We start from the raw sequence: 19,873 nt of genomic DNA on the forward strand, positions 1-19,873 counted from the left end.
GCTTTGCCCACCCTACGACTTGGCCTCAGGCCACCGCCTCACCGTTGAAATACTTACGCAGCCAGATGCGCCTTGGGTCGCGGCGACAATCTGGACTCGCAAATAAAATCCAGCGCGCCTTCGTTCTCGATCGCATACCGAGGCTCGCCATCAACCGTCGTGAAGATCGCCTGAACGATTCCGGTTTCGCCGCCGTCGGTGGACACCACATCTCCAATTTTAAATTTCGCCTTGTCCAATTTTGTCATGTTCAAGTCCTGCTCGCTAATGGTTGAACGCGACTCAACATGGCGAAAGTGTGGAGCGAGTTTCCGCTTGTGTCACGACGTAAGAGTGCAACAGCAGGAACTGAGGCTCGCCATTTTCCAGCAGTTGCAGCGCGTCCGGCATTTATCCCGCGACTATCCACCGCTTTCGTTACGCGAGCGTCAATTAACCCGAGATGAATGCGCGCTCGCGCATATCAGACATTTTCAAAGAGCTGACACTTCAAATAGCTGCACGCGCAAGTTCCCGTCTCGCGGCGCGAGGCGCCCGAGTTTTGTGCAGGAATCATTCGGCCCGGAAGGAAGGGCGCAGGGCGACCCTTAAGGAAGGGCGCAGGGCGACCCTTAAGGAAGGGCGCAGGGAACACCGGGTGCACGGCTGGCACCCGCAGCCTCGCGTGCAAAATAAAAAAGCACACGAGTTAGTCACCACAGGTACCCCGAGATCACCCGGCATTCCCTGCACAATGGTTTTAACGGTTTCCTTCGTGCTCTCCCCGGTGACGAATTCTTGTTTGTCACCGTCATCACGCGGATTAAGGTTTTGCCGAAGCCCGGTCGGGCCGGCTTCACCTCCGCGGACTTGACACCAGCAACGGGTGCCAGGACCACACGACTTCGCCGTCCGCAGCGTCCGTCTTCGCCTGAAGGCTTCACTGGGCTTTGTGCCCGGTCCGAAGCTTCAGCGAAGGCGGAAACAACGCCGTTCGTCCGCGCGCCCTATCAATCGCTCACGAGCCGACAACGACCCGCCCTGCGATCTCAGCCGCGCGCCCGACGCTGCCGCGTCCACCGCATCCCACCCCGCGTCCGTGACGATCGCGATACGCCCCTCTGAGGGGTGGAACGGCGGGGGAGATGGAGGTGATTTGGGCATGGGGTCAAGGGGGTGAGTGCGCGATTCCGCGTGGCCGCAATTGGTTTCATCCCGAGTACGTCGCGATCACAGCATCACCAATCTGGCCTCGCGGCTATACGACGAAGCGATCGCCTGCAATTCGACCGCGCTACGTCCGGACGCCCTACGTCCTTATTCCAACCGTCAGCGGTTTTCATTGGTCGGGGTGCGGCAACTGATAGCGGACGACCATCCCGGCACCGTGGGTCCACTAAAGGGACTGCCTTTGCTTGACCGTGCCAATAGAGTCTAGGCCACCTGCCACTACCGCTTTGATTGGACCGGAGTCGAAGCTGTAGTTATGCTCAGAGGGCAGCGGTGATCAGAGAAGGTCGCGCCACATGAAGACGAGCAGCGCAGGGTTTACCTTTTGGCGGATGACAGTGCTGGCGTGCGTGGTCGCCATGGCCCTCGTTGGCGGCATGAGGGATGAGCGGCCCCGTGGCGGCCATTATGGCGCGGACTTTCAATGGCACTCACAATACTGAAACCTTAGGCCTGACCTAATACGGCCGCGCGTTCGTCAATAGCGTACCGATGGTCTCGCGCACGAATGCGCGAACTTTGTCTTCCCGCGCCGGGCCATGGTAGCCGCATTGGTATCACCGAACGGCCACACGAAAATCAAACGTTGACCGGATTTCGCGGATAAACGTTTTTAGCTTTCAAACCAAAAAGGCAAAAAGGAATGACCGTGCGCATCTTCACAGCATCCGTCATTATTGCGGTACTCTCCTTAGGAACGCCTGCTTTCGCGCAAGCGCAAGGAGCGCAACCCAAAGCGCAGGCGCAGACTCCGTCTGATCAATCCACGGTCATCCGGAGCATACAGGTCGTCAACATCAAAGATCTCAAGCCCGAGGTGCGGTCGAAGGTTGAGAATGTAGTCGCGCAGACAAGCGAGGACGATCTGCGATCGCTTCGGAGTTCGATCGATGCGACGCCGGAGGCGGCAGCCGCCCTCAAGGCCAATGGCCTGAATTCGTCGCAAGTTGTCGCTATCAACATCGACGACGGCGTCCTGACGATGTTCGCTAAGACAGCTTGAAACGGATCACGATAGCGCGCCGGATGTACGCCAGCGATAGTTGAAGGGCCTCGGTCGTTCCGAGGCCCTTTTTCGTTGAGCGCTGCGCGAAAGCAGGACAGGCGAGGCGGATCGCTGACTGCGCGTCATCGACCGACATCGAAGGATGCGAACGCCGAGGGCGGCGCATCGTCACGATCGCCGGATCACCTCTTGCCTTGCTCCAGCTTGATAGGCCACTCGACTAAACTCACAATTTGCTCCCGCACTCTATTGCTGCTTGGCTCCCAGCCCAGCCATCTGATATCGGTGATCCCCGAAACGGGAATGGAATGCCGATGAGCCATTTCGCCGAGCGCGCGCTTTTGCGGTGTCTGCCGACGCTGGCCGTCGCGGCTCTCCTTTGCCTCTCCTCGCAGCCAAGCTTCTCCGCCGACGAGGCCGATGCGCCGAAGGGCTCGACTGTTACGGTGCTCAAGGCAACAAAGGCCTGCTTCTCCGATGTCGTCGAGGTTTCGGGCATTGTTCGTCCCCGCGAGGAAACGGCGGTTCGACCCGAGCGGCTGGGCCTGAAGGTGACGGAAATCCTGGCCGACCCCGGCGACGCCGTGACCGCCGGCCAGACATTGGCGCGGCTCAGCCTGCCCGAGGGCGGAACGCTGCAGGTGCAGGCGCCGGTGGCCGGGCTGATCGCGGCGTCCTCGGCCGTGATCGGCGCGATGGCGTCCGCCAAGGGCGAGGCGCTGTTCAGCATCATCGCGCGATCCGAGTTCGACCTGATCGGCCTGGTGCCGACCCGGGATCTACCGAAGCTGAAGGTCAACCAGACCGCGCGGATCAAGGTGATCGGCGCCGGCGACGTCGACGGCAAGGTGAGCCTGGTGGCCCCGACCGTGCAGCCCGACAGCCAGCTGGGCCAGGTCACCATCGCGGTCACCTCGACCCAGCGCCTGCTGGTGAATTCGTCCGCGCGGGCGATGATCAAGACCAGCCAAAGCTGCGGCGTGTCGGTGCCGCTGACCGCCATTCTCTATACCACCGCCGGCACCGTGGTTCAGGTGGTGCGGCGCGAGCGGGTCGAGACCAAGCGGGTCGAGGTCGGGCTGTTGTCCGGCGGCCAGGTCGAAATCCGCGACGGCCTTGCCGAAGGCGACATGGTGGTGGCGCGCGCCGGCGCGCTGTTGCGCGAGGGCGATCTGGTGCGGCCGGTGACGGCGAGTGCGGACGCGAAATAAGCGACAAGAACTCGGGGTTCAGTTCACCTTTCCCCGGCGGGGAGAGGTCGATTTGCTCACGGCGATGCGAAGCATCGTCCGGGTGCAAATCGGGTGAGGGGACTCAGGACAACGAGAGACCGTAACCCCTCAACCCCAGCCCTCTCCCCACGGGAGAGGGAGCAGACTTCCGTCGACAGTCGAGCTCGATCTAATCTCGCTGTGACTTAGCTGCCGGCGTTTTCGATGGGGGCGAAGCGGACGTCTTCCGGCAGCGAAGACGAGACCGACGGGACCTGCCCGCCGTCGGAAGCGTGGGTGATCGCGACGCGGGTCTGGTTGAAGACGGCTTCCGCTCCGCTCTGCGCGTTGCTGAGGTTATTGAGCAGTTCGGCCATCAGCACGCTGTATTGGCCTTTGGAATCGTCGGCCACCTGGCCCGGCGTCGCCGAGGTGAGGATCAGCGTCTTATCAGGCGCATCAATCGGCGCGAGACCATGCGAGAAGCTGCGGAACCGGCGCTCATAGGGATTGCGCCGGGAGGCGTCGACGACGACGAGCTTGGCGCGGGCGCCCCTCTCCTTCATCACGTCGAGCACCGATTCAATGCTGACGCCCTGGCGGCGGACGTCGGATTCCCTCCAGATCGCCGCATCGACCGGGATCATGTAGCTCTCACGGCCGGCCTGCACGCCGTAGCCGCCGAAATACAGCATGACCACGGAATCAGGATTGATCCTGGCTTTCAGGCGCGCCACCGCACGGGTCATGTCGTCCCGGCTGGCGTCTTCCACCACATCGACCTCAAAACCGTCACGCCGCAGTGCTGCGGTCAGCGCCCGGGCATCGTTGATCGGCTGGGTCAGCGGCGCGTTGGCGTCCGGGTAATGGCCGTTGCCGATCACCAGGGCGATCCGCGAAGGGTGCTTGGCCTGGCCGCCGTCCTGCCCGGTTTCGATCGCCTTGGCCGCATCGAGCGCGCGCATGTTCAGCGCAGCATGGGCACCGATCGCCAGCGACAGCACACCTGCCAAAGCGACGGCGATGGTGACCGAGCGGCGCGAGAGACGAAGCTGACCTACATGCATCACGATTCATTCCTGTCATCGGCACGGAGCGCGCGAGTTTAGTCGCGCCCAATGCCGTCTAGGTTTGAGGGGTTGCCGGGCGGCTTTGCCGCCGAATTGCGCGCAATTTGCGGCGCCGCAACAACCCCCTTTAGCCCACCCAGCCCCTCCCGGCAATAACCATGCCGCGTTGCGAATACGGCCCTGCTTCCAGCGCCCGGCTCGCGCGGTTTTGACCGTGATTTCCGCGCGAACGCAGCGTTTTGTCGCGAGAAAACCGGTTCCACTTTTCCGGATCAGGCCCGGGCGTTTCGGCCGGCATAGGACCGGCATCGGGTTAATTTTTTCTCTCAATTTGATCAGATGGAACCGTGACGAAGGTCACATTTGTATTTCGCCGCTATCCGTGTAGGTTTTCAAAGGCTTGCCTGACATCGCGAGTCGCGATGCGGGTTGGCTCGGGTGGGGGACGCGCGAGGGGACCCGCGCGGGAAGACATTCCATGAATTTTCACCAGATTGCCGGGGCGGCCTGCCGCGCGCTGACGGCCCGCAAGGACGGTCCGTCCCTGTTCGATATCTGCGATCCCGTGCTTCTGGCCTATGACGGCGGCGACCGGCACCTCGGAAAATTCTACCGAACCGCACTTGGAAATCCGGCGTTGCGCCCGCTGCTGCGCCGGGCGGGGCTCGCCGAACTGCGCGACGGATCGCGGCTGCAATCGCTGCAGCAGGCACTGACCCAGGCGCGCGACGACAGCGCGCCGGACTGGACCGCGATCGGCCAGCCGGTCGCGTCGCTTTTGGACACGATCGAGCTGCAGCACCCAAAGCCTCCGCCGATGCCCGCGCCGGCGCGCGTGCCTGGCTTAAGCGAGATCGAAGCGGTGATCCGGACCTGCGGCGCGCATCTGCTGCGCTCGTACCGGAGCAACGGCTTCATCCCGACCTATGCCGCGTTCAACCTGATCGGCGACGCCGATGTCGGAGGCCGCGAATTGCTGATGGCGCTGAACGGCCTCAATGCGCGCGGCTACAAGAATTCGACGCTGCTGTTCAACCTGGCACGGGTCTTCATCGCGCGCTCGCCGGCCCGCGACCTGATCAACCCGCCCTGGCGCGGCATCGCCGAGCCGATGTGGCAGCCGATGCAGATCCGCCATCGCTCGGCCTATTACGATGCGTTCTTCACCGAGGCGCTGCTGAGCTTTGTCGAAACCGGCCTCGCCTCCTCAGGCGAAACCGAGGCGTCGCGGCGCGCGATCGCCGACATGGTCGATTTCTGTCTCGTCACCAGCAAGGAAGACGTCCGCGCACTGGACGGCACTCCCTTCAGCGTCATCACGGCGCTGGCGCCGCTGCCGCATCCGCGCTTTTCCCGGTTCTTCTCGCAGATCAAGCAGGAGCTCGGCTTCGGCATCTATGTGCCGGACTGCGACACCACGGCGTGCGCGTTCTCGGCCGCGACGCAGGCCGGCTCGACCGATCCGATCCTGGCGCAGCCGCTGCTGGATTTCTACGCCGGCTATCAGGTCAGCGCCGGCGTCAACGAGCCGAAGGTGACGGTGCCGCTCAACGACAACATCGATTACGAAGGCGGCATCGCCACCTGGATCGACAACCTCGCCGGCGAGCGGCCGTATGGCAACGATCTCGACCCGACCCTCAATCTCGATGTGCTCGAAGTCAGCTTCCGTAACCTCGCCCGCTGGAACGTGCTTGAGACTCCGCAACGGCTGACCACGGTTCAGCGCATCATCGGCTTTCAAAAACGGCTGGCTCAGACCGGCGCCTTCGCCGATCCGCGATCGCACATCTATTATCTGCCCGAGCTTTATTGCGCCTATTTTGGCCGTTGCTATGCAGCGTTCGCGGCGTTGCCACCGGCGGCGCAGCGAACGATCGACCCTGACGGAGCCTTCGACTTCATCCGCGGCAAGGTGCTCGGCTATGTCGAGAATGAACTGATCGCCGCCGAGATGAACGTGTTCGATGCGGCGCTGGCGCTGATTGCGCTTGGTCATCTCAATGCGGCGCCCGCGAGCTTCGCGCCCGCTTTGCACTGCATCATCAGCCAGCTCGGCGAAGGCGGACGGCGCGGTCCGTTCAAGGCCTATGAATGGAATAAGATGAAGACCCCGATCCGTATCCTTGTCGGCGGCCCCGAAGTAACCTCGGCGTTCGTGCTGATGGGGCTGGCGCTGGCGCGACGGGCCCTGATGCAGCAGGCAGGCGCTTCCTAGAATTCGAACTGCGATGAAAGCGTCGGGTTCAACACCTCTCCCTTTGGGAGAGGTCGGCGCGGAGCGCCGGGTGAGGGGCTACAGCTTCCTGTTAGACCGTTACCCCTCACCCCAACCCTCTCCCAAAGGGAGAGGGAGTTCAGTTCCGGTGCCAAAACGTCGAAGCAACATTTAGTAGTCTGTCATCGGCCCGATCATCGCGTTAAGTTGACAGCGCGCCCAACGCCGGGCGCTGGTGCGCCGACCGAATCCGCACCACAATCCGCTGCTTAAAATGAATCCACTTTGAACGGCTCTTTATATGTTCACAAAATTTCTGCTCACGATTGCACTCGTTTTGCTGCCGGCGATGGCCGAGGCCGCCGACATCACCGGTGTGCCCAAGATCCGCGAAGGCGATCAGGTGGTGATCGGCACCTCCCGCATTCGGCTCGGCGGGGTCGACGCGCCATCGGTGGACCAGCTTTGCCTGAATAACGCCGGCGAGCGCTGGACCTGCGGCGTCGCCGCGCGCGACGAACTGATCCATCACACCGAAAACAAGAGCTGGACCTGTCACGTTGAGAGGACCGACCGCCGCGGCCGCGCCGTGGCACGGTGCACCGTCGACGGCGAAGACATCCAGAAATGGTTGGTGAAGAGCGGCTGGGCGCTCGCCTATGTCAGGTTTTCCCATGACTACGAGGCCGACGAAAAGGCCGCGCGCGAAGCCAAGGCCGGCATGTGGCAGGGCGCCTTCATCGCGCCATGGGACTGGCGCATCCGCAACAAGAAGACGGCGATCCTCGGCGCAACCAAACCGCCGCCGAATGCCCACGCGATCCTGCTGGCGTCGGCCTCGGGATCGGTCGCACCCTCGCCTGACTGCACCATCAAGGGCAACGTCAACGGCGCCGGCGAATGCATCTATCACACGCCCAAGAGCCGCTGGTACGCGCAGATCAAGATGCAGATCAGCAAGGGCACCCGCTGGTTCTGTTCGGTCGAGGACGCCGAAGCGGCAGGCTGCCGCGAAACCCGGAGATAGGCGCTTTTCTTGAACCGCCCGGCCGCGTAAAACCCCTTCAAGCACCATTCACGCACCCCTCCCCGGCCACGGCAGCGTGGCCGTCGCACCAAACAAGGAAAGCCAACAATGACCGTTCGCGCGGGCCGGGAGTTTCTGGCAATCCCCGGGCCCACCACCATGCCCGACGAAGTATTGCGGGCGATGCATCGTCCGGCGCTGGATATCTATTCCGAAGAGATGGTGGGGCTGACCGATGGCCTGCTGCGTGATTTGAGCCGGCTGTTTGCCACCAGGGGACGCTCCTACATTTACATCGCCAACGGCCATGGCGCGTGGGAGGCGACGCTTAGCAACGTGTTGTCGCGCGGCGACAAGGTGCTGGTGCTGGAAAGCGGCCGGTTTGCCATCGGCTGGGGCAACGCCGCAGCCGCGATGGGCGCCGATGTCGAAGTGCTGAAGGGCGACTGGCGCCGCGCGATCCGGCCAGCCGAGGTCGAAGCCCGGCTGCGGCAAGACAAGGATCACACCATCAAGGCAGTGCTTGCGGTGCAGGTCGATACCGCATCGGGCGCGTTCAACGATATCGAAGCGATCGGCAAGGCGATCAAGGCTTCGGGCCACCCGGCGCTGTTCATGGTGGACGCGGTGGCTTCGCTCGGCTGCATGCCGTTTCAGATGGACGCATGGGGCATCGACGTCGCCATGTCCGGCTCGCAGAAAGGCCTGATGGCGCCGCCTGGCCTGGGCTTCGTCGCCGCCAATGACCGCGCGCGCGAGGTGCACAAGAAGGCCGGGCTGCGAACCCCCTATTGGGACTGGACCGAGCGCGAAGGCAGCGAGCATTACCGCAAATATGCCGGTACGGCGCCGGTGCATCTGTTGTTCGCGCTGCGGCAGGCGATCGACATGCTGTTCGACGAAGGGCTTGAGAACGTGTTCCTGCGCCATCGCCTGCTGGCCGAAGCGGTGCGCCGCGCGGTCGCGATCTGGGCCGAAGGCCAGGCGCTCGGCTTCAACATCGCCGAACCCAATGAGCGCTCGAACACGGTCACGACGGTGACGATGACCAACGGTCACGATCCGGTCGCGCTGCAGCGTTATTGCAAGGAGAAGTGCGGCGTCGTGCTCGGCACCGGCATCGGCGATCTGCAGGGACAGGCGTTCCGGATCGCCCATATGGGGCATGTCAACGCGCCGATGATCCTGGGCACGCTCGGCGTGATCGAAGTCGGCCTCAACGCGCTCGATATTCCGCACGGCAAGGGAGGCACCGAGGCCGCGATCGAGTGGCTCGCCGAAAGTGTAAGCGCCTGAGGCGCTGCCGAGCCTTTCCGAAACCCGATTTTTAGTGCTTATACGGAGCGGCAAAAAGCCGGGCGCGAACCCGCGCAAAAATAACAGGAGGAATCCGATTGGCGTCCGTCGAATTACGCGGCCTGACCAAGCGATTTGGATCGCTTGCGGTTGTCGATAATGTCTCGCTGCGGATCGACCATGGCCAGTTGATCTGCCTGCTCGGCCCTTCCGGTTGCGGCAAGACCACGACGCTGCGGCTGATCGCCGGCTTCCTGGAACCTTCGGACGGCGAAATCCATGTCGGCGATCGCGTGGTGTCGTCGAAGGCGCGAACCTTGCCTCCCGAGCAGCGCAAGATGTCGATGATCTTCCAGAGCTACGCGCTATGGCCGCACATGACGGTCACCGAGAATATCGTCTACGGGCTTCGCCTGCGCAAAATGGATCGCGACACCATCGCAAAAAAGCTCAAGGCGATCCTGGAAACCACCAAGCTGGAAGTTCTGGCGCAGCGTTATCCCGGCGAACTGTCAGGCGGGCAGCAGCAGCGTGTCGCGCTGGCGCGCGCGCTGATCGTCGAGCCGGAAACCCTGCTGCTCGATGAACCCTTGTCCAACCTCGATGCCAATTTGCGCGAAGAGATGCGCTTCGAAATCCGCCGGCTGCACGATGAATATCGCTACACCACGGTCTACGTCACACATGATCAATCCGAGGCGATGACCACGGCGGATCTGATCGCGGTGATGAACGCCGGAAAGATCGATCAGCTCGGCACGCCCGAAGATATCTATGAACGGCCGCAATCGGAATTTGTGGCCCGCTTCATCGGCGCAAGCAACGTCATCAAGGCCACCGCCCGCGACGACAGCCACGTCTCGTTTTGCGGAGCGACCCTGCAGGTCGTCGGCGCCAAGCTCAGCGCCGGTCAAAGCGCCCCGGTTGCCATCCGCCAGCACGACATTCAGCTTTCGATGCAAGCGCCGCCATCGTCCCTGAACGTGGTCAAGGCCACCGTGACGCGCCAGGTCTTTCTCGGCGCCAACCGCGATTACATGGTCGAGGCATCCGACGGCACGGTCTTGCGCATCGTGACTTCAACCGAAAACGCCGTTCCCAGGGGCACCGAGGTCTGGCTCACGCTGCCGCCGGAGCGCTGCCGGGCGTTGGAGCGATAAAAATGATGCCAAGCGGAGGAAAGCCATGAAGAGAGATAGAGTTTCACGGCGTGACATTCTGAAGGGCTCGACCGCGCTTGCGATGGGAGCCGTGTTCGCGTCTCCGGCGCGTGCCGAAGCGCCGCCGGCCGAGGCGATCACGCCGCAACTGATCGAAGCGGCAAAAAAGGAAGGCAAGGTGGTCTGGTACACCGCGATCGATCTTTCGGTCGCGGAAAAGATTGCAGGCGCCTTCAAGGAAAAATTCAGCGGCATCGACGTGCGCGTCGAGCGCACCGGTGCCGAGCGCGTGTTCCAGCGCATCGGCCAGGAATACGCCAGCAATGTCCACGCCGTCGACGTCGTGAACTCGTCCGACGCCTCGCATCTGCTGACCTGGAAAAGCCAGGATATGTTGCTGCCTTATGTGCCGGAGGATGTCGCCAAGCATTACAAGCCCGAGCATCGCGATGCCGACGGCACCTATGCCGGCTTCCGCGCCACGCTCAGTCCGGTGGCCTACAACACCAAACTGGTAAAGGCCGAGGACGCGCCCACCAGTTTCAAGGACCTGCTCGATCCCAAATGGAAGGGCAAGATCGTCAAGGCCCACCCGGGCTACAGCGGGACGATCCTGACCGCGACGTTCGAGATGGTCCGCGACATCGGCTGGGATTTCTACGAGAACCTGGCGAAACAGAACATCATGCAGGTTCAGTCCGCCACCGATCCGCCGAAGAAGCTCGCGCTCGGCGAGCGTGCCGTGATGGCCGATGGCACCGAATACAATATCTTCCTGCTGAAGGAATCGGGCCAGCCGGTCGAGGCGATCTATCCGACCGAGGGCACGCCGTTCATCATCGGCCCGAACGGTATCTTCAAGGCAGCGCCGAACCCCAACGCCGCAAAACTGTTCCAGAATTATTGCTTCACGCCGGAAGCCCAGCAGATCCTCATCGAGGTCGGCGGCCTGCGCTCGCTGCATGAGCAGGTCAAGGAGAAGCCGGGCCGCAAGCCGCTTTCCGAGATCAAGCTCATGAAGGAAGACGCCGAGAGCGCCGAGAAGCAGAGCGAAGCGATCAAGGCCCGCTATCAGAAGATTTTCCACGTCTGATCCGGCAAATCGAAGGAAGCCCGTGCGATGCGAAAAGCTGTCACCCGGCGCGATATCATCAAGAGCACCGCGGCGCTCGGGCTCACGGCGTTTGCGGCGCCTTTGAAGGCCGCCAGCCCGGAGCCGGTTTCGATCACACCCGATCTGATCGAGGCGGCGCGCAAGGAAGCCAAGGTGATCCTGTATTCGTCGATGGATCTCCCGGTAGGCGAGAAGCTCGGCAAGGCCTTTGAGGAAAAATATCCGGGCATTGAAGTGCAGATCGAACGCTCCGGCTCCGAGCGCCTGTTTCAGCGGCTCAACCAGGAAGTGGCCAGCAACATCCGCGCCGCCGACGTCGTCAACAGCTCGGATGCCTCGCATTTCATCACCTGGAAGAAGAACGGCTGGCTGGCGCCGTTCGTCACCCAGGATATCGCGCAGCATTTCCTCCCCGAATATCGCGATCCCGATGGAATGTTCGCGACCACGCGAATCTGGCTGTCGTCGATCGCCTACAACACCAATCTCGTGAAGCCCGAGGACGCACCGAAAAGTTTTGCGGATCTGCTCGACCCGAAATGGGCAGGCAAGATCGTCAAGGGTCATCCGGCCTATAGCGGCACCATCATGACCGCGACTTTCCAGATGGTCCGCGAGCTCGGCTGGGATTACATGGAAAAATTGTCGAAGCAGCGCGTCATGCAGGTGCAATCGTCGACCGATCCACCGAAGAAGCTTTCGCTCGGCGAACGCGCCGTCATGGCCGACGGCAACGAATATGGCATCGTGCTGCTGAAGGAATCCGGCCAGCCGGTCGAGCCGGTATATCCGATCGAGGGAGCACCGACGATCTCGGGCCCGACCGGCGTTTTCGTGACCGCCCCGCATCCCAATGCCGCACGGCTGTTCCAGGCCTGGCTGCATACGCGCGAGACCCAGCAATTCTTCATCGACTTCACCGCGCAATATTCGGTTCACGCGCAGGTTCAGGCCAAGCCGGGCCGCCGCAAGATTTCCGACATCAAGCTGATGAAGGAAGATCCCGCCGGCGTCGAGAAAATGACGGAAGAGATCAAGACACGCTATGCGCGGCTGTTTAAGGTGTAACTCGTCAACCCCATCATCGTCATTCCCGGGCGCGCGTAAGCGCGAGCCCGGAATCCATAACCACCGTCGTGAGTATGGATTCTGGGCCTGCGCCAGAGGCGCATCCCGGAATAACGAAGAGAGAGCATTGAAATGACCATCACCGGCAGCATCGACGGCACCAAGGGACGCTTCGACTGGACCAAACCGGTGCTGTGGCTGTTTGCGGCGTTTCTGATCGTATTGATCGTGCTGCCGCTGTCCTGGCTCGCGATCTACAGCGTCACCGACAAGGCCAATCACCCGACGCTCCAGAACTTCATCACGCTGTTCACCGACCCCGATTTCGTCGACCCGTTGCTGACCACCGCCATTATCGCCGTCAGCTCCGCCATCATCTGCTGCGCCGTCGCCGCGCCGATGGGATGGCTGGTGTCGCGCACCGACATGCCCGGGCGGCAGTTCATCCGCGCGCTGGTGACGGCCTCGTTCGTGACGCCGCCGTTTCTCGGCGCGGTCGCCTGGGAATTGCTGGCGGCGCCCAACAGCGGTTTGCTTAACCAGCTGTTTCGTTTCATCACGGGCGCCGAGTCCGACGACCATCTGTTCAACATCTATTCGCTGACCGGAATCATCTTCGTGATTTCCTGCTACACCTTTCCTTTCGTGTTCGTGCTCGTCGCCAACGCGCTCGACACCATGCCCGGCGAGCTTGAAGATGCTTCCGCGATCCTCGGCGGCAAAGCGTGGACCACGGCGCGGCGCATCACGATTCCGCTGGCGCTGCCAGCCCTTGTCGCCGGCGCGCTGATTGCGTTTCTGCAGGCGATGACGCTGTTCGGTTCACCGGCGATCCTGGCGCTGCCGGCCGGCTTCCACACCATGACCACGAAAATCTGGAGCCTGTTCCAGTATCCGCCCAAGCTCGAACTTGCCGCGGCTGCGGCCGTGCCGCTGCTGCTGCTGACCATCCTGCTGCTGCAGGCGCAGAAATTCCTGCTTGGCCGGCGCAGCTATTCCGTGGTTGGCGGCAAATATGGCGCCCCGCGCCGGGTCGAAATGGGGAAGTGGCGCTGGGCAGCGCTGGCATTCTGCCTCGTGATGCTGCTCAATCCGGTGTTCCTGCCCTATCTCGCCCTGCTCAACGCCGCGTTTTCGCCCAACGCGACAACACTCGTGACGCCGTCGACCTTCACGCTGCACAACATCGTCTTCGTGTTTACCGAACTCTCGTCAACCGGGCTTGCGCTCAAGAACACCGTCATTCTCGGCACCGCTACCGCAACCATCGGAACCATTCTGGCGCTCGTCATCGCCTATGTCACGACGCGGCGGGTGATCGCAGGCTGGCGCGTGCTCGGCTTTCTCGCCACCGCACCCGTCGCGGTCCCCGGCATTGTGCTCGGCGTCGGCTTGTTCCTCAGTTACACAAGGCCGCCCTTTGTGCTCTATGGTACGCTGTGGATCCTGCTGATTGCGTTCCTGACCATCAACCTGCCGTCGGCCTATCAGCAATTGCAGGCGGCCTTTACCACAATCCACCCCGAGCTCGAGGACGCCAGCCGCATTCTTGGTGCGACGCGGCTGCAATCGTTGCGACAGATCATTGCGCCGCTGTTGCGCACCGGCGTGATCGCAACCTGGTGCTTCATCTTTATCGGCGTGATGCGTGAGCTTTCCGCGGCGATCGTGCTGTTCACGTCGCAAACCAAGGTGCTCAGCGTGCTGATCTACGACCTCAACGAAAGCGGCGATCTCGCCGCGATCGCCGTGCTGGGCATCTCGATGCTGGTCATCACCTTCGCGGTGGTTCTGGCTGTCAACCAGATCCCGATGTTCGGCGCCAATGCCAGCGCCCGCCTGCGCAATGGCTGACATCGCTTATGGCAATCGGCCTGCGTTAGCCCATATGATGGGGCAGCGTGAACTCCGCAGGACCGAGCGAGGACTAAGTGACACAACCGGCAACAAAAAAAACATCACAGGCAGCGCCTGTCGCGCCGCGCCGCCCGCATTCCTTCACCACCCACGGTATTACCGTCAGTGACGATTACGCCTGGCTGAAGGACGCCAACTGGCAGGAGGTGCTGCGCGACCCCTCGATCCTGGACGCGGATATCCGCAAATACCTCGAAGCCGAAAACGCCTACACCGAAAGTCTGCTCGGCCACACCGCGGGCCTGCAAAAAACCCTGATCGCGGAGATGCGCGGGCGGATCAAGGAGGATGATTCCAGCGTTCCCTCGCCGGATGGCGCTTTTGCGTATTTCCGCAAATTCCGCGAGGGCGGCCAGCATGAATTGTTCGGCCGCATGCCGCGCAATGGCGGCGAGAGCGAGGTCATCCTCGATGGCGATGAACTCGCCATCGGCCGTGAATATTTCAAGTTCGGCGGCGCCCGGCATTCGCCGGACCACAGGCTCGAGGCCTGGAGCGCCGACATCAAGGGCTCGGAATATTTCTCGGTCCGGGTACGCGACTGGGCCAACGAAAAAGACCGTGACGACCTCGTCGAGGAGACCGACGGCACCGTGGTGTGGAGCGCGGATTCGAATGCTTTCTTCTATGTGAAGCTCGACGACAATCACCGTCCGATGCAGGTCTGGCGTCACCGCTTGGGCACGCCGCAGGCGGACGATGTTCTGGTCTATGAGGAACAGGATTCCGGCTGGTTCACCCATATCCATGAAAGCGCCAGCGGCCGTTTCTGTGTCATCGCGGGCGGCGACCACGAAACCTCCGAACAGCGGCTGATCGACCTTGTCAACATCGATGCCGCGCCGCGGCTGGTCGCGGCGCGCGAAACCGGCGTGCAATATTCGATCGCCGACCGCGGCGACGAACTGTTCATCCTCACCAATGCGGACGACGCCATCGACTTCAAGATCGTCACCGCACCGCTGGCTTCGCCGGATCGCGCCAACTGGCGTGACCTTATTCCGCACCGCGCCGGCGTCTATCTCATGGATATCGAGCTTTATGCCGGCCATCTGGTGCGGCTGGAGCGCGCCAATGCGTTGCCCGCCATTATCATTCGCGATCTCAAGACAGGCGATGAACACCCAATCGCGTTCGACGAGGCCGCCTATTCGCTCGACACCATGGGCGGTTATGAATTCGACACGACGAACCTGCGCTTCGCCTATTCGTCGATGACGACGCCGTCGGAGGTCTACGACTACGACATGGCGAGCCGGCAACGTACGTTACGCAAGCGCCAGGAGATCCCCTCCGGTCATAACCCGGCCGATTACGTCACCACCCGCATCATGGCGAAATCACATGACGGCGCCGAAGTGCCGGTCTCGATCCTGCACCGCAAGGATCTCAAGCGCGACGGTCGCGCGCCATTGCTGCTCTATGGCTATGGCTCCTACGGCATGGCGATGCCGGCGTCATTCTCCGCCAACCGGCTGTCGCTGGTCGACCGCGGTTTTGTTTATGCCATCGCGCATATCCGCGGCGGTTCGGACAAGGGCTGGGGCTGGTATCTCGACGGCAAGCGCAAGAAGAAGACCAACAGTTTTGACGATTTTGCAGCCTCCGGCCGCGCGCTGATCGAGGCCAAATACACCAGCGCCAAGCGCATCGTCGGCCATGGCGGCAGCGCAGGCGGCATGCTGATGGGCGCGGTCGCCAATCGCGCCGGCGAGTTGTTCGCCGGCATCGTCGCCGAGGTGCCGTTCGTCGACGTGCTCAACACCATGCTCGACGACACGCTGCCGCTGACGCCGCCGGAATGGCCGGAATGGGGCAATCCGATTGAAAGCGAAGAAGACTTCAAGACCATCCTGTCCTATTCGCCCTACGAAAATGTCGCCGCAAAGGATTATCCAGCGATCCTGGCGATGGGCGGATTGACCGATCCGCGCGTCACTTATTGGGAACCCGCAAAATGGATCGCACGATTGCGCGCGACCATGACCGGTGGCGGCCCGGTGCTGTTGCGCACCAACATGGGCGCCGGCCATGGCGGCGCATCCGGCCGCTTCAACCGGCTCGATGAAGTCGCGATCGCCTACGCGTTTGCATTGTGGACCGTGGGACTGGCTGATGTAGCAGAGGCGTGAGCCGCCATGGCGAACTATATCAAGAAGGATTTTCCGACCGATAATGTTCGCCGCTTCCTCGAACCCGGCCCGATCGTTCTCGTCAGCTCCGCGCATAAGGGCGAGACCAACATCATGACCATGGGCTGGCACATGATCATGGAATTCCAGCCTTCGCTGGTGGGCTGCTATATCTGGACCGCGAACCACAGCTTCGAGATGATCCGCAAGAGCAAGCAATGCGTGATCAATATCCCGACCGAAGATCTTGCGGCCAAGGTGGTCAAGATCGGCAACAGCTCCGGCCGCGATATCGACAAGTTCGCCGAATTCAGCCTGTCGCCAAAGTCCGGCACGCATGTCCGCGCGCCGCTGATCAACGAATGCTACGCCAATTTCGAATGCAGGCTGGTGGATTCAAGCCTGATCCGGAAATACAGCCTGTTCGTCCTTGAAGTGGTGAAGGCGCATGTGGCGACCTCGCCCAAATATCCCAGGACAATTCACTATCGCGGCGATGGCGAGTTCATGATCTCGGGCGAGAACACCAGCCGGTATCGCAAGCTGTTCAAGCCGGGGATGCTGTAAGGCAATCACCTGAGTGCGGGGCGCTCCCTCGCCCCGCTCTTGCGGGGAGAGGGTTGGGGTGAGGGGCTCTTCCGCCTGGCGCAGACCGCGGATAGCCCCCCTCACCCGAAGCCTTCGGCTTCGACCTCTCCCCGCAAGCGGGGCGAGGTTAAGAGCAGCGGCTCCCGCGAAGTTCGCTACCTTCCCGTCTGCTTCCGCCACGCCGCGAAATCGACCAGCGTCTGCTCGTCGGTCGCGGGATAGAGCCCGAAGATCCCGCGGCCCTTCTGTACCTGTTCGGTGACGAAATCCTCGAACGCCGTCATCTCGAAGGCCTCGTTGGCGATCTCATCGGCAAGATGCGCCGGGATCACGATCACGCCGTCGCTGTCGCCGAGGATGACGTCGCCGGGAAACACCGGCGCATCGCCACAGCCGATCGGACAATTGATCTCGATGGCGTGATGCAGCGTCAGATTGGTCGGCGCGCTCGGCCGCTGATGATAGGCGGGGAAACCAAGTCTGGCGATTTCGGCTGAATCACGAAAACCGCCGTCGGTGACGACGCCGGCGACGCCGCGCTGCATCAGGCGCGTCACCAGAATGGCGCCGGCGGAGGCGGCTCGCGCATCCTTGCGGCTGTCCATCACCAGCACCGCGCCCGGCGGGCAATCCTCGATCGCCTTGCGCTGCGGATGGGAGCGGTCGCGAAACACCTCGAGCTTGTTGAGGTCTTCCCGCGCCGGCATATAGCGTAGCGTAAAGGCTTCGCCAACCAGCGTCGGTTGATCCGGGCTAAGCGGATGGACATCCTGGATGCACTGGATCCGAAAGCCCCGCTTGTAGAGCGCGGTCGCGACCGTTGCGGTGCTCACAGTTTTCAGTTTGTCGCGAGTAGCTTCGCTGAGTTTTGACATGGTGTTTTATCCCAGTTGTCTGTCATTCCGGAGCGCGCAAAGCGCGAACCTCAGATGTGCAATTGCACATCGGGGAATCTCGAAGTCATGAAAGCGTAATGCAATCTCTGGATTCCGGGTTCGGCTCTTCGAGCCGCCCCGGAATGACAGGTTGCACTCAATAGATCGACGGCTCCTCGACCGGCGCGCCGAAATTGGTTTCGAGGAAATCGAAATCGCAACCTTCGTTGGCCTGCCGGATGTGACGCGTGAACATCCAGCCATAGCCGCGCTCGAAGCGGGTTTTCGGTTTTTTCCACGCGGCACGGCGCTTTTCCATCTCGGCTTCCGAGATATCGAGGTTGATGGTGCGCGCGGCGACGTCCAGCGTGATCAGGTCGCCGTCCTTCACCAGCGCCAGCGGCCCACCGATATAGGATTCCGGCGAGACGTGCAGGATGCAGGCGCCATAGCTGGTGCCGCTCATGCGCGCGTCCGACAGCCGCACCATGTCGCGCACGCCCTGCTTCACCAGCTTGGTCGGGATCGGCAGCATGCCCCATTCCGGCATGCCGGGTCCGCCTTGCGGCCCCGCATTGCGCAAGATCAGCACATGATCGGCCGTGACATCGAGATCGGGATCGTCGATCGCTTTTTTCATCGACGGATAATCGTCGAACACCAGCGCCGGCCCGGTATGCTTGAGGAAGCGCGGCTCACAAGCGCTGGGTTTGATCACGCAACCGTCCGGCGCCAGATTGCCCTTCAGCACTGCAAGCGCCCCTTCGGCGTAAATCGGATTGGCAACGGTCCTGATCACATCGTCATCATAGACTTCGGCGTTCGCGATATTCTCGCCAAGCGTCTTGCCCGTCACCGTGACGCAATCCAGATGCAGATGATCCCTGATGCGGCCCATCAGGCCGGACAAACCGCCCGCATAGAAGAAATCCTCCATCAGATATTTGTCGCCGGAGGGCCGGACATTGGCGATCACAGGCACCTTGCGGCTGGCCTTCTCGAAATCGTCCAGCCCAATGTCCTGGCCGGCGCGGCGCGCCTGCGCTATCAGGTGAATGATCGCATTGGTCGAACAGCCCATCGCCATCGCGACCGTAATCGCGTTCTCGAAGGCCTTGCGGGTCTGGATCTTTTTCGGCGTCAGATCCTCCCAGACCATTTCGACGATGCGGCGTCCGCACTCCGAACTCATGCGGATGTGTCCGGCGTCGGCGGCCGGAATCGACGACGCGCCCGGCAGCGTCATGCCGATCGACTCGGCGATCGCGGTCATGGTCGAGGCGGTGCCCATGGTCATGCAGGTGCCGTAGCTGCGGGCGATACCGGCTTCGACATCGACCCAATCCTTGTCGGAGATTTTCCCCGCACGCCGCTCGTCCCAGTATTTCCAGGCGTCCGACCCCGAGCCCAGGGTCTTGCCTTTCCAGTTGCCGCGCAGCATTGGGCCTGCCGGGAGATAAATCGCCGGAAGGTTCATGCTGGTGGCGCCCAACAGCAGCGCCGGCGTGGTCTTGTCGCAACCGCCCATCAGCACCACGCCGTCAACGGGATGGCCGCGCAAAAGCTCTTCGGCATCCATCGCCAGCAGATTGCGGTAAAGCATCGTGGTCGGCTTCAGCAGCGACTCCGACAGCGACAGTGCCGGCAATTCCATCGGAAAGCCGCCGGCCATGAAGACGCCGCGCTTGACGTCGTCGACGCGCGATTTGAAGTGCATGTGGCAGGGCTGCGCATCCGACCAGGTGTTGAGGATCGCGATTACCGGGCGGTCCTTCCACTCCTCCGGCGCGTAACCCATCTGCATGGCGCGCGAGCGGTGGCCGAAGGCGCGCAGATCGTCAGGCGCGAACCAACGTGCGCTGCGCAGTGTTTTTGGATCTTTCTTTTCTTTCATTGTGACACCTGTTCGAGATCTCTTGAGAGGTCATCTCACAAGCCGTCCCTGGGGTGCAAGTTCCGCTTCTGATCCGGCGACGAAATTC

The 19,873-nt window shown here is 62.1% G+C and carries 15 protein-coding genes; 11 read left to right on the forward strand and 4 right to left on the reverse strand.

Going from position 1 to position 19,873, the window contains the following annotated elements; all coding sequences use genetic code 11:
• Positions 1-53: 53 nt before the first annotated feature.
• Positions 54-239 carry a hypothetical protein gene (locus BLV09_RS23810; RefSeq protein WP_244548810.1) on the reverse strand — a complete coding sequence of 62 codons (186 nt, stop codon included), beginning with the start codon at positions 237-239 and terminating at the stop codon, positions 54-56.
• 1,613 nt (positions 240-1,852) lie between these two features.
• Here BLV09_RS23810 and BLV09_RS23815 point away from each other — a divergent pair.
• Complete coding sequence (locus tag BLV09_RS23815; protein WP_100384708.1) at positions 1,853-2,212, forward strand: hypothetical protein; 360 nt, start codon at positions 1,853-1,855, stop codon at positions 2,210-2,212.
• A 311-nt stretch (positions 2,213-2,523) separates the two neighbouring features.
• Positions 2,524-3,426 (forward strand): efflux RND transporter periplasmic adaptor subunit, encoded by a 903-nt coding sequence (locus BLV09_RS23820; RefSeq protein ID WP_433994355.1) that lies wholly within the window; start codon positions 2,524-2,526, stop codon positions 3,424-3,426.
• A 206-nt stretch (positions 3,427-3,632) separates the two neighbouring features.
• On the opposite strand, the gene BLV09_RS23825 is transcribed toward BLV09_RS23820, so the two are convergent.
• Positions 3,633-4,493, reverse strand: coding sequence for a caspase family protein (locus tag BLV09_RS23825; RefSeq protein WP_146691274.1), 861 nt, complete (start codon positions 4,491-4,493; stop codon positions 3,633-3,635).
• 481 nt (positions 4,494-4,974) lie between these two features.
• Between BLV09_RS23825 and BLV09_RS23830 the strand changes: the two genes are divergently transcribed.
• From BLV09_RS23830 to BLV09_RS23870, 9 genes are all read left to right on the forward strand, one after another.
• Positions 4,975-6,714: a hypothetical protein gene (locus BLV09_RS23830; RefSeq protein ID WP_146689133.1), complete on the forward strand. Its 1,740-nt coding sequence runs from the start codon at positions 4,975-4,977 to the stop codon at positions 6,712-6,714.
• Positions 6,715-7,015: 301 nt separating this feature from the next.
• Positions 7,016-7,741: a thermonuclease family protein gene (locus tag BLV09_RS23835; RefSeq protein WP_146689134.1), complete on the forward strand. Its 726-nt coding sequence runs from the start codon at positions 7,016-7,018 to the stop codon at positions 7,739-7,741.
• A gap of 108 nt (positions 7,742-7,849) precedes the next feature.
• Positions 7,850-9,037, forward strand: a complete 1,188-nt coding sequence (locus BLV09_RS23840) for a pyridoxal-phosphate-dependent aminotransferase family protein (RefSeq protein ID WP_146689135.1) — start codon at positions 7,850-7,852, stop codon at positions 9,035-9,037.
• Between the two features lie 98 nt (positions 9,038-9,135).
• Entirely contained in the window at positions 9,136-10,197 is a 1,062-nt protein-coding gene (locus BLV09_RS23845; protein ID WP_146689136.1) for an ABC transporter ATP-binding protein, read from the forward strand.
• Between the two features lie 25 nt (positions 10,198-10,222).
• A complete protein-coding gene (locus BLV09_RS23850; protein WP_146689137.1) occupies positions 10,223-11,290 on the forward strand; it encodes an ABC transporter substrate-binding protein in 1,068 nt (355 codons plus the stop codon).
• 27 nt (positions 11,291-11,317) lie between these two features.
• A complete protein-coding gene (locus BLV09_RS23855; RefSeq protein WP_146689138.1) occupies positions 11,318-12,379 on the forward strand; it encodes an ABC transporter substrate-binding protein in 1,062 nt (353 codons plus the stop codon).
• Between the two features lie 132 nt (positions 12,380-12,511).
• Positions 12,512-14,233 carry an ABC transporter permease gene (locus BLV09_RS23860; RefSeq protein WP_100384716.1) on the forward strand — a complete coding sequence of 574 codons (1,722 nt, stop codon included), beginning with the start codon at positions 12,512-12,514 and terminating at the stop codon, positions 14,231-14,233.
• A 77-nt stretch (positions 14,234-14,310) separates the two neighbouring features.
• A complete protein-coding gene (locus tag BLV09_RS23865; RefSeq protein ID WP_146689139.1) occupies positions 14,311-16,428 on the forward strand; it encodes a S9 family peptidase in 2,118 nt (705 codons plus the stop codon).
• A 6-nt stretch (positions 16,429-16,434) separates the two neighbouring features.
• Positions 16,435-16,995 (forward strand): flavin reductase family protein, encoded by a 561-nt coding sequence (locus tag BLV09_RS23870; RefSeq protein WP_100384718.1) that lies wholly within the window; start codon positions 16,435-16,437, stop codon positions 16,993-16,995.
• A 176-nt stretch (positions 16,996-17,171) separates the two neighbouring features.
• Here the strand turns inward: BLV09_RS23870 and BLV09_RS23875 are convergent, their stop codons facing one another.
• Together BLV09_RS23875 and araD are read right to left on the reverse strand one after the other, a co-directional pair.
• A complete protein-coding gene (locus BLV09_RS23875) occupies positions 17,172-17,891 on the reverse strand; it encodes a ribonuclease activity regulator RraA (RefSeq protein WP_100384719.1) in 720 nt (239 codons plus the stop codon).
• A 157-nt stretch (positions 17,892-18,048) separates the two neighbouring features.
• A complete protein-coding gene (gene araD / locus BLV09_RS23880; protein ID WP_100384720.1) occupies positions 18,049-19,785 on the reverse strand; it encodes an L-arabinonate dehydratase in 1,737 nt (578 codons plus the stop codon).
• Between the last annotated feature and the right edge of the window lie 88 nt (positions 19,786-19,873).

This window comes from Bradyrhizobium canariense, assembly GCF_900105125.1.
GTDB classification, from domain to species: domain Bacteria; phylum Pseudomonadota; class Alphaproteobacteria; order Rhizobiales; family Xanthobacteraceae; genus Bradyrhizobium; species Bradyrhizobium canariense_A.